This window comes from uncultured Leptotrichia sp. (assembly GCF_938036635.1).
GTDB classification, from domain to species: Bacteria; Fusobacteriota; Fusobacteriia; order Fusobacteriales; family Leptotrichiaceae; genus Leptotrichia; species Leptotrichia hongkongensis.
In genome coordinates this window covers 1-11,333 of the sequence record NZ_CALHQO010000254.1, presented here as the reverse complement: position 1 = coordinate 11,333, position 11,333 = coordinate 1, and the positions used below count along the sequence as shown (strand labels likewise).

The 11,333-nt window shown below is 31.6% G+C and carries 14 protein-coding genes and 2 riboswitches; of the genes, 1 reads left to right on the top strand and 13 read right to left on the bottom strand.

Annotation, left to right across the window (positions count from 1 at the left end):
* The coding region (locus Q0370_RS04995) for an acyltransferase family protein (protein WP_299572919.1) at positions 1–207 on the bottom strand (207 nt) is incomplete at its 3' end.
* Between the two features lie 266 nt (positions 208–473).
* On the opposite strand from Q0370_RS04995, the gene Q0370_RS04990 reads away from it, so the two are divergent.
* On the top strand, positions 474–1,268 hold the full coding sequence (locus Q0370_RS04990; RefSeq protein WP_299572918.1) for a class I SAM-dependent methyltransferase: 795 nt from the start codon (positions 474–476) through the stop codon (positions 1,266–1,268).
* A 170-nt stretch (positions 1,269–1,438) separates the two neighbouring features.
* Here the strand turns inward: Q0370_RS04990 and Q0370_RS04985 are convergent, their stop codons facing one another.
* The 12 genes from Q0370_RS04985 to Q0370_RS04930 form a co-directional block, all read right to left on the bottom strand.
* Positions 1,439–2,782: a sodium:alanine symporter family protein gene (locus Q0370_RS04985; RefSeq protein ID WP_299572917.1), complete on the bottom strand. Its 1,344-nt coding sequence runs from the start codon at positions 2,780–2,782 to the stop codon at positions 1,439–1,441.
* 184 nt (positions 2,783–2,966) lie between these two features.
* A riboswitch (glycine riboswitch) is annotated at positions 2,967–3,065 on the bottom strand.
* Between the two features lie 229 nt (positions 3,066–3,294).
* A complete protein-coding gene (locus Q0370_RS04980; RefSeq protein WP_299572916.1) occupies positions 3,295–4,044 on the bottom strand; it encodes a glycosyltransferase family 2 protein in 750 nt (249 codons plus the stop codon).
* Between the two features lie 153 nt (positions 4,045–4,197).
* Positions 4,198–4,731, bottom strand: a complete 534-nt coding sequence (locus Q0370_RS04975) for a hypothetical protein (RefSeq protein ID WP_299572914.1) — start codon at positions 4,729–4,731, stop codon at positions 4,198–4,200.
* A gap of 3 nt (positions 4,732–4,734) precedes the next feature.
* Entirely contained in the window at positions 4,735–5,364 is a 630-nt protein-coding gene (locus Q0370_RS04970) for a hypothetical protein (RefSeq protein ID WP_299572913.1), read from the bottom strand.
* A gap of 169 nt (positions 5,365–5,533) precedes the next feature.
* Positions 5,534–6,514 carry a Gfo/Idh/MocA family oxidoreductase gene (locus tag Q0370_RS04965; RefSeq protein ID WP_299572911.1) on the bottom strand — a complete coding sequence of 327 codons (981 nt, stop codon included), beginning with the start codon at positions 6,512–6,514 and terminating at the stop codon, positions 5,534–5,536.
* A gap of 111 nt (positions 6,515–6,625) precedes the next feature.
* The gene (locus Q0370_RS04960) at positions 6,626–6,895 is read right to left on the bottom strand and encodes a GNAT family N-acetyltransferase (protein WP_299572902.1); all 270 of its coding nucleotides are present in this window, start codon (positions 6,893–6,895) and stop codon (positions 6,626–6,628) included.
* Positions 6,896–6,966: 71 nt separating this feature from the next.
* The gene (locus Q0370_RS04955; protein ID WP_299572900.1) at positions 6,967–7,725 is read right to left on the bottom strand and encodes an ABC transporter ATP-binding protein; all 759 of its coding nucleotides are present in this window, start codon (positions 7,723–7,725) and stop codon (positions 6,967–6,969) included.
* Positions 7,726–7,755: 30 nt separating this feature from the next.
* Entirely contained in the window at positions 7,756–8,730 is a 975-nt protein-coding gene (locus Q0370_RS04950) for an ABC transporter substrate-binding protein (RefSeq protein WP_299572897.1), read from the bottom strand.
* Positions 8,731–8,777: 47 nt separating this feature from the next.
* Complete coding sequence (locus Q0370_RS04945; protein WP_299572894.1) at positions 8,778–9,533, bottom strand: ABC transporter permease; 756 nt, start codon at positions 9,531–9,533, stop codon at positions 8,778–8,780.
* Positions 9,505–9,816, bottom strand: coding sequence for a thiamine-binding protein (locus tag Q0370_RS04940; RefSeq protein ID WP_299572892.1), 312 nt, complete (start codon positions 9,814–9,816; stop codon positions 9,505–9,507). The genes Q0370_RS04945 and Q0370_RS04940 overlap by 29 nt, the downstream gene beginning before the upstream one ends.
* 147 nt (positions 9,817–9,963) lie before the next feature.
* Positions 9,964–10,053: riboswitch (TPP riboswitch) on the bottom strand.
* 5 nt (positions 10,054–10,058) lie between these two features.
* Positions 10,059–10,616 (bottom strand): hypothetical protein, encoded by a 558-nt coding sequence (locus Q0370_RS04935; RefSeq protein WP_299572890.1) that lies wholly within the window; start codon positions 10,614–10,616, stop codon positions 10,059–10,061.
* A gap of 83 nt (positions 10,617–10,699) precedes the next feature.
* Positions 10,700–11,149: a DoxX family protein gene (locus Q0370_RS04930; RefSeq protein ID WP_283121447.1), complete on the bottom strand. Its 450-nt coding sequence runs from the start codon at positions 11,147–11,149 to the stop codon at positions 10,700–10,702.
* Positions 11,150–11,333 lie beyond the last annotated feature (184 nt).

The window sequence follows — 11,333 nt, the reverse complement described above, 5'->3', positions numbered from 1 at the left end:
CAACAAAAAAAATCCACTAACCATAACAAATATCGGTACACACATTCTGCTAAATGAATCTATAATATTTGCCATCATCCATCTATTTCCAGATATTTTACCATAATTATACAACTCGCTTGCAACGATATGAATAAATAAAACCATACTAATTGCAATACATTTTAAAATATCAAAATTAAAAAATCTGTCCTTATTTTTTACCATTTATAAATCTCCAAATTTATCAATTTCCCTCAATAAAAATATAACTAAATTTTACCATAATTCAGGCTATTTTTCAATCAGTTTTCCTTTATATAAATAGGCTTACGATTATAATTATTGGTCTCAAATACCAAATTTATATGATTTTAACAGTTTAATAACTATTTTTATTTTTTTAAATAAAACTTGCATTTTGAATAAATGTGGGTATAATTCTATTAGATAGTTTGATAATCAAATTTTTTTGTGATAAGGAGGAACATGTTATGGGAATAAAACTTGACAATGTTTCTGAAACTATGCTTGTTACCTTATATGCACGTGCAAAAGATGCTAAAAGCAAAAATCCAATTTTAAATGACAAAAAATCTTTCGAGATTTTTTCGCAGCTGGATTATGATTTTTCAAAATTCGAGAAGGCATGGGCTTCATACTACGGGATTCTATCACGTGCAAAAGTAATGGATAATCAAGTAAAAAAATTTATGGAAAAGTATCCAGACTGTGTAATTGTATCCATAGGAAGTGGTCTTGATACACGATTTTTAAGAATTGACAACGGAAAAATACAATGGTATAACCTTGACCTGCCTGAAGTTATTGAAGAAAGAAAATTATTCTTTGAACCTAACGAAAGGGTTACTGATATTCCAAAATCAGCATTTGATTCGAGCTGGACTAAGGAAATTAAGTTAAATGGTAAAAAGCTGCTTATTATTTCAGAAGGTGTTCTTATGTATTTTGAGGAAAAACAGATTAAAGAGTTTTTGGAAATGCTGACTGACAGTTTTGATTCTTTTGAAGCTCAATTTGACTTGCTTTATAAAGGAACAGCAAAAGCAACAAAACATCACGATGTATTAAAAAATATGGCTGCAACTTTTAAATGGGGAGTAAAGGATGGAAGTGAAGTTGTAAAATTAAATCCAAAATTAAAGCAAACTGGACTTATCAATTTTACTGATGAAATGAAACTGCACCTTCCTGGCTGGAAAAAATTACTTATTCCGATTTTTTACATTGTTAATAACAGGCTTGGAATTTATACTTTTGAAAAATAGAATTCTTGCCTAATTTATATTTATTCTCCATGTTTACTAAGATTTCTTTATTATGTTTAAAATTTCTTAAAGCCAAGTCTTTTGGAATTAAATATTCTTAAGTTCAAATAAAAAATACTCAAGCTGCAGATTTCATATATTTTTACAGTTTGAGTATTTTTGTTAACTATCTAATCCTTTAAAAGCGGATCCTTTTTCGTAACCTCGACCACCAATTTATGCAATCCAATCAATGCTATCAAATTCGGAATTACCATAAGTCCATTAAACATATCAGCCAGTTCCCACACTAAATCAACTTTTTGCAGTGAGCCGGCAATTATGCAAATCATTACTAAAATTCTATAAATATTAAGCGCTTTTTTACCAAACAGATATTTCACGTTGGCTTCCCCAAAAAAATACCATCCAATTATAGTAGAAAACGCAAAAAAGAATAATGCAACTGCAACAAAAATTACTCCAAAATGCCCCAATACTGCGTGAAATGCCTGTTGTGTCAATGAAATCCCAGTTCCATCTGCTTTTCCATCTGCAATCAAAATTACTAATGCTGATAATGTCAAAATTACAAAAGTGTCAATAAAAACTGTGACAATTGCAACATGCCCTTGATCTTCAGGATTTTTAACCTTTGCAATTGCGTGAGCATGCGGAGTTGACCCCATTCCAGCCTCATTCGAGAATAGCCCTCTTGCCACTCCAAATCTTATCGCTTTTTTTATTCCCATTCCTAAAAATCCACCTAAAACTGCCTTTGTCGAAAAAGCATTCACAAAAATCGCTTTAAATGCCAAACCTGCATTTCCAATATTTAATACAATAATGAACAGACAGATTGCAACATAAAAAACTGCCATAATAGGAACTATTTTTTCAGTAACTGAAGCAATTCTTTTTACTCCTCCAAAAAATATAAATCCAGATAAAATTGCCAAAAATATACCTGTTATAACTTTCGGAACATGAAAAGCATTATGAAAAGCATCTCCTACCGAATTTGCCTGAACCGCATTTCCCATAAAGCCTAAAGCTAAAACACATGAAACCGCAAAGAATCCTGCCAGAAATTTGGCTGCTTTTCCTCCTTTAAATAATGTTTCAATGTAGTAGGCTGGGCCTCCTGTCATTTCTCCATCTTTTTTCTGTTTAAAAATCTGACTTAATACGGCTTCTGAATAGATAGTTGCCATTCCAAAAAATGCACTTATCCACATCCAGAATATTGCCCCTGGTCCTCCTGATACAATCGCTGTTGCCGCTCCTGCAAGATTTCCTGTTCCAACTTGCGCCGCAATAGCCGTTGCTAAAGCCTGAAACGACGACATCCCGTTATTATCCGCCTTTTCTCCGCTCAAATCAAACCCGCTTGTCAACTGTTTCAAACCGCTCTTAAACTCCCTAATTTGAATAAATCTTAACCGTAATGTGTAAAATATACCAGTTCCAACTAACAAAACAATTAAAATAACATTCCAAAAAAATTCATTAAAATTTTCAATAATTTTTAACATCTAAATCCTTCTCCTTCGTTTTTTATTTCTGAATTTTAGAATGGATAGAAAAGTTTAAAGCGTTTTAATACAAATCTTATTATAAATCAAAGAAAAAGGCTGTCTTTTACTTAAATAAAGTCAAGACAACCTCTTAAAATTTCTTTTATATTAAAAAAGAAATATAAAATCCATAATTTTATATGTATCATTCTCTGTTCTTTTACCTGAGAGTTTAGGGAATTAGAAATTCCTTTGCTCCTTCGGTGCTGTCATTTAAGACAGTCTCTCCAGAGGCTCGTCCACTATGAGTCCTTTTACCTGAAAGAGTTACTTCTTCGGTGTTTTATTCTACATTTACAAAATTTATAAATGAGATAAAATCTCTCCTCATACCTTCATCCAAATTATTCACTTTTCTATATGTTAGCATATTTTTTTCTGTGTGTCAAAAAATATTTTTTATTATTTTTCTTTCAAAAAAAGCTTTTAATACATAGTTTTTTATTTACATTTCCTTTTTCCAAAATATTTTATTTACTTTTTAGTACAGCCCTGACTGCATAATGTAAAAAATAATAAACTGACTTCAAAAACGGTAATTTCTCAACTTTTCGATAAATTTCCCAACGAACTTTTGCCGTTTTAGCCTTATTGCTCGAACGGGAATTATCCAGCACTCGATAATAAGCCAAATTTTCCTTGAGTCCAAAAATTGTTTTCACATCTTTCACAATCTCCAGCCAAAGTACATAATCTTCATTTTTTTCCAGCTCCTTAAAATACCGCTTCCCGACTTTTTCCACATCATACATAACTGTAAGACAGCCTAGATAATTATTTTTCAGCATATCAGTATAGGAAATTTCTGGTTTAATTACAACTTCATTGATTTTTTCGCCATTTTCCTTAACTCTAGTGTACTCTGTACAGCTTATGCCTGCATTTTTTTCTTTCATAAATTGTATCTGCTTTTCCAATTTTTGGCTGTGCCAGTAGTCATCAGCGTCTAAAAATGCAATATATTTTCCATTTGCCAAATCAATCAAATGATTTCTCGCTTTTACAACGCCCATATTTTTTTCAGTATTCACAACCTTTATTCTATCATCCTTTTTTACATATTCATTTACAACTGCAAGACTGTTATCCGTTGAAACATCATTCATAATAAGCATTTCCCAATTTTCATAAGTCTGTGAAAGCACTGATTCTATTGTTTTCCCAATAAACTTTTCTGCATTGTACATTGGCACAATTATTGAAACTTTTTCTTTATCCATTTTCTCTCCTTATTTTATTTTTAAAATTTTAAGAAATTTTATCCTCAAACCGCTTTAATAACCAATTAAAAGGCAACTATTTTATTAAAATAAAAATTTATTCTGATTAATTAGGTATTAGAGACGTTCGAGCATACTTTTAAAGTATATCCATTATTTTTTTAAATACAATTTATCAAAAAATTCATCAAAGTTATCTCCTAATTTTATCCATTTCCATTTTTCCCTATTTCCTCCTTCAGTAAAAATTTTATGTATATCATCAGCAAAATAATACATAAAAATCTCCTTTGTTTCTTTAGAAATAAATATGTACTCATTTTCATCCGCATCTATTGCCACATAGTTGTTTCTCCAAAAATATGTTCTTTTTAAATCAGGATTTTTTTCATATTCTTTCTCATCAAATTCTGTAAGCATATTTTTTCCTCTCTCAACTGTTTCATCATCAAAATATAAATACGAAACAAATTTATCATTTATATTTTCATCATCAATGGGTATATATACAGTTTCCTTAAAATAAATTTCAGAATACTTTTTAACCATATCTCTGTATTCTTCTTTTTCAATTCCCAAACTTTCTATAAACTCATCGTCATAATAGTAACTTTCCTCTTCCCTCACTTCACAATCTTCTATCTCAAGTATTTCTTCCAAATGCTTTTGTCTATCCATTTCTATCATCCCCTATCTTTCTCCATCCAATTGTTCCAGCAATCCATCAACAAATTTTGTCAGCTGCTCTTTTTCTTCCTTAGACATCTCTTCATTATCTTTTGGATCTACATACAGTTTTTCAATAAATTCATCAAAATTTTCTGCTAATTCTGTCCATTTCCAATAAACTCCTTTACTTTCATCCTCTAAATCTGAATATGAAGAATACTGTACTATTTTATTTGTTTCTTTTGATATGTATATATATGAATAATATCTTCCACTTATTATTGGTATGTAATTATCTAACTCTTCATAGTTTACTTCAAATTTTTTAGCATTTTTTCCATATTTCTTCTTATGAATTTTTTCAGAGTACCATATTAATTTTTTTCTTCCATTTTCATACACTTCATCACTAAAATCTAAGTCAAAAAATAAAGCTTCCCCTTCTTCATTCGTTTCTGGATCAAAATCTTTGCAATGGAGCAGTGGTTTAAATGCTATAAACTCATAGTCTAATACTAAATTAACATATTTTCTTACTCCATATTTCTCAAGCAACTCTTTTGTATAATATTTGCTTTTCTCTTTTCTCTTTCCTTCTTTTTCAGTATATTCTATATCCACAGCTTCCCAAAATTTTTTATATTTTTCCATTTTTTCACCGTTATAATTGACTTTTACCAATTATTGCCTTTCTTTTTCTATCAATCCATATTCTATTATCTCTTCTAAATATTTTTTTCTATCTATATTTATTCCATTATTTTTTTAGATTTGAAGCAGTAATTTTTTGAATTTCCTCATTAAAGACCCCCTCTTTTTATTAATCCTGAGGAAACTTAATACCCGCCCCAATTCTAGCCTTTGTCTGCACTTCACTTACCAGCAGGCTTTTTTCCAGCTGTTTATAGCAAAATTCCAAGTCATTTTCATTTACTGCATTAATGAATGCTTTAAATTCAGGCACAACTCTATCTTTTGAAAATCCGTCATCAAAACTTTCTGTTGTTCCATCATACATTTTTAATGTGACTTTTCCGACAAGTGATGGTGCTTCTTCACTTATGATTTTTCCTTCACTTCCTTGAATCACACCTATTCTTTTCCCTTCACTATCTTTTGCACATACACACATAGCATTGAAATTTTTGTATTCTATCATAAGAACTCCACTTGTATCAATATTTTGCTCAATATTAGCATAATACTTCACATTTTCAGGCTTTCCAAAAAGTCCTAAAACATAATGTAAATTATACAGTCCCAAGTCCATCAATGCTCCTCCAGCTTTTTCAGGATCAAATACAGGCAGAATTTCTCCTCTCTTAAAAGCGTCATATCTGCTGGAATACTGACTATACTGGCTCTGAACAAGTTTCACATCTCCAATTTTTCCAATCCAATCTTTTATTTTTTTATAGTTTTCAAAATAAAGTGTCGTTATTGCTTCAAATAAAAACAATTTTTTTTCCTTTGCCAAATCTGACAATTCTTTAGCTTGCCTATAATTAGTTGTCATCGGCTTTTCAACAATAACATTCAGACCTTTTTCCAATGCTTTTTTACAATATTCAAAATGTAAAAAATTCGGAACAGCAATATAAACAGTGTCAATCCCAAATTCACAAAGTTTATTAAAATCATCAGTAAATTTCAAAATACCATATTTTACACAAATTTCCTCAACTTTTCCAATACTCTTTTTTGTCCCTTGCATCCCCACTATTTCCAGTCCTTCCAACTGAACAAGACTAGGCAAAAATTCCTGAACAATCATCCCTGAACCAACAATTCCTAATTTCATGCAAATTCCCTTCTTTCCACATTCTTTACTTGAAACTTCTTTTTGAAGTAAATTTATTTAAAATATTTTCTTCAATTCCAAATCTGCATAATTTCTAAAAAATTCAATAAATTATGCCTTTAAATCATTGTATTCTCCACTTTCAAACTTTTTCACAATATAACTGCAAATTGGCACAATTTTATACCCATTTTCTCTTGCATATTTTACACCAGCATCAAATAATTTTCCTGCAATCCCTTGCCCTCGCAATTCAGAAGATACGACTGTCGATTCAAAATACAATTTTTCCCCTTCTTTTCTGTAAGTCAATTTTGCAAGTTCATCTCCATTTTCTCCAAATATAAAAAATCCTTCATTTACTACATGTCTTATTTCCATTTTTTCAAACTTCCTTTCAATATTTTATTTTATTATATAGTAAAATCATTTCAAAATCAAATTTAAAAAGTTTACAAATATTTCAATATTTCACGCTTATATTGAATAAATTTTTCAGACATTATAACTTCTTCATTATTATAACTCTTGTCCTGACTATTTTTCAAGTCAACATTTATTTGTGCAGCAATTTTACCTGGACTTCCTGCCAAAATATAAATTCTGTCAGAAAGCAGTATCGCCTCATCAATATCATGAGTGATAAATAAAGTTGACATCTTAATTTTGTTCATTATGTTCAGATACCAGCTATGAATTTTATGCTTTGTAATGGCATCCAATGCACTGAAAGGCTCATCAAGAAGAGCGACTTCGCTGGAAAATAAATATGTTCTAAGCAATGCCGCCCTTTGTTTCATTCCGCCTGACAGTTTACTCGGATATAAATTTTCTGTACCTTCCAATCCAAAATCTTTAAAATACGGCTTTGCAATTTCCCGTGCCTTATTTTTATTTTCACCCCTTATCACAAGTGGAAGTGCCACATTGTCAATAATTTTTTTATGAGGTAAAAGCAGATCTTTTTGTAGCATATAGCTTATTTTTCCAGATTTTCCAGTTATATCTTCTCCATTCATTTTGACATTTCCACAATCAGGCTTTAAAAGTCCTGCAATAATGTTAAATAACGTCGTTTTCCCAGCACCGCTCACTCCTAAAATACAAACCAGCTCATTTTCATACAAATCAATCGAAACATTTTCCAAAACTTTTTTATTTTCAAAAGAAATGGAAATATCTTTTATTTCAAGCTTTTTGTCTTTCTTCACTTAATATTTCTCCTTTTTATAAATTTTCTACTATTTCAGATACTCGTTACTATACCCAAAATTCTTTGGTATTTCACGTTCTACAGCCTTATTTTTGTAAAGCCATTCATAAAATCTGTTCCAACGGTTCCCATCAATTATTCCCCATTCCTTTGCATCAGACTGATATTCTTTAGAAATCCATTTTTGGCTTGCTGTTACAAGGTTTATATCAAGTTCTGGAGAATTTTTTACCAAAATTTTTGCTGATTCCTCTGGATTTTTCATTGCGTATTCATACCCTTTTTTTATTGCCTTCAAAACTTTTTTTGCAATTTCAGGATTTTTTTTCAAAAAGTCATTATTTGCGATAATTACAGGGCTGTAATAGTCAAGCTCCTCTCCATAGTCACGAATTTTTAGAAAATTTGTCTGAAGTCCTGCCCTTTCTGTAGCAATTCCATCCCACGCATAATAAACCCAGACAGCATCAACATCAGTCTTTAAGCCAGTTACAACATCTGTTATAGTATAAGGAATCAATTTTACTTTAGAAAAATCGCCTTTATCATCTGTTACTAATTTTTTCAAGATAGCCTGCTCAATATTATCTTCCCAAGTGGCATATTTTTTACCTTCTAGTTTTTTTGGCGAATCAATGCCTTTTTCCTTCAATGAAATAATCCCAGATGTATTATGCTGAAGAATCGCAGCAACAGCTGTTACTGGTACAGGATTCTCCTTTGCAAACGATTTTGCCAATGTATCCTGAAAACTTATTCCAAATTCTGCTCCTCCAGCTCCAATAAGTGCCGTTGTACTTCCTTCAGGTGGCTGCACAATTTCCACATCCAGTCCTTCTTCCTTAAAATATCCCAAGTCTTTTGCCACATAAAGCCCTGTATGATTAGTATTTGGCACCCAATCCAGTACAATTTTTATTTTCTGATTATTTTTAGATTTTCCACACGAAACAGCCAAAACCAAGATTAAACATAAAATTAAAATTTTTGAAATTTTTTTCATTTTTTATACCTCTCTTCACTTTTTTTGAAATTTTTTTCTTTAAAAATTTACTTTTCCCAAACCATGCACCATTTCTGTATTTTTTTTACAAGATACATAAGTAGCAGGCTTATTGCAGAAATAAGAAAAATTACTGCAAACATCTTATCAAATGAATACGACTTTCTGACTCTTGTCATATAAACTCCAAGTCCGTTAAATCCACCAAGCCATTCTGCCACAACTGCTCCAATTATAGAATATGAAACCGAAATTCTAAGCCCTGCAAAAAAATATCCTAATGAGCCTGGCAATTTGACATGAATAAAATTCTGAAATGGCGTTGCTCCCATCGTTTTTAACAAATTCAGCATATCCTTGTCAGCCGAGCGAAATCCATCCAGAAGCCCAATAGTTATTGGAAAAAATGAAGTCATAACAATAAGCGTAATCTTTGGCAATATTCCATATCCCAGCCAAAGTACCAAAAGGGGTGCAATCGCAACTGTAGGTATTGTCTGAGTAATAACCAACACAGGATAAATCATTTTGAACGCATACTCAAACCTGTCCATAACAACCGCCACGGCAAAGCCTAGGATTATTCCCAGTCCAAGTCCCAAAAACGCTTCAATAAGTGTAATTTTTGTATGTTCCATAAGCAGCGGAAAATCAGAAATAAACGCTTTTACAACTTCAAATGGCGATGGCAACATAAATTTTGGTATAATATTCACCATTGATAAAATTTGCCAAATTATCAATAATACAGCAATAATAATACCTGGTGCAATTTTATCTGTTATATTTTGAAATTTTTTCATCAATCTTTAAAATATCTCCCTTCGGTTTATAATTTATTTTTACATATGACATTACACCATCAGCTCCTGCCTTCACAGCCACAACTTGACATTCCTTAACAATTTCCATAAGCTCGTCAAAATCCCCTTCTATCGTCGTTTCAAATGGAGCAACATTCATTTTTAACCCTTTGCTTTTAATAAATTCAATAACTTCATCAACAACTCTTACAATTTCCTCATTTCCCACAACATTTGGCAATACCTGAATTGCAATACTCGCATTAATTTCTTTTTTTTTCATAATCCATCATCCCTTTCCCTAAAAATGTTTTTTTATTTAAAATTTCTTTGTATAAAAAAATCCCCTTATCACAAGGAGATTCTATATTTTTATAAATTTTCTAAAATAATTTGAAAAGGTATGCAAAATAACTTTAAAATTATTTCTTATTTTATATAAAATACTCCCTCCGACAGCATTATCTGTACAGGTTATGTGGGTTTAATTCTCAGCAAAATTGCTCCCCAGTATTTTCATTATTTCTATTTTATTTTAGCTAAATCTGGATACACATCCTTTAAGAAAATCATATATTCTTTTTCATAATTGATAATGTACCATTTATTCCCATCCTCAAATGCCATTGTTTTTCCTTCACCGCTTATTTTTTGCCCATCGTAAAGTATTGTAACTTTAGTTGGTATAATTACATAATTTCTTCCTGTTTCAGTTTTCCCCACTTTAACATTTTCAAAATCATAGGTATTTTCAATTATTTTCATATTATCTGTTAGTTTACTCATCGTTTTTATAGTTATATTTTTAAGTTCATTTACAGACATAGATCCCTTTTTAGCTAAGTATGTTAAAAATTTTTCTGGCATTTCATCAAAACTTGCTTTATAATTTCCTGCGACCAAATCTTTTGAAATTTTATTTAGCCGTATTTTAATCTCAGGTTTTATTCTTTCCCAAGCTTCCTTTGCTGTTTCTCCTTTATTTTGAACAGTTGTATTCAAGTTTTGATTTCTATTTTTATTTGCAGGAGCAGTAAATGTAACAGCTGAAACAACTAACAATAATAAAATAATTTTTTTCATTTTAACTTCCTTTTAAAAATATGGGTTTAAATAAATCAAGGGATAATATCGGGCATTTAAAGTCGGCCCGCGACCGTGAATCATTAAAGAAAATGCTTGATGCGGCAACAGCGTTTCTTCAGCAGGGCATCCAAAGACAGACCGCCTGCGCCCTGCAATAGGACAGGAAATAAAACCACCAAATAAATCAGTGCCATTTTATAACCGTTGTCGCACACATTGTACCCCAAGCCGGCATGTACCGCAGACCATGCGACAGCCGTTACGACCATCAATCCCAGCGCGGACAGCCGCGTTGCCAAGCCGACGATGAGCAGCGCAGGCAAAACCAGTTCCGCCCACATGGCCAAATTCCAGTTGACCGTATCCGGCAACAAATTGAACGGAAAGGGAAATTGACTGTTGATATCTGCAAACCAGTTTTCCCCATTCCATTTTTCCAGGCCGGACTCAAGAAATTCATACGCGGCAAAAAGCCTGAGTGCCAACAGGCCGAAAGCAGCCTGCCAAGAGGGATTGGCTGAGGTGTTCATTTATTTTCCTTATCGATGTGTGTCAAATGGGCTGGGACGAAACATCAATCGGCACCATCCCATATTTCATGCCTGTTTAGACGCGGCAGCTTTAAAAAACTGACAAAACAAATAAAGTTATTTTCTTATTCATTGTTTTATAAAGATTAAAATTTCAAAAAGGCCGTCTGAAACACCATGCTTG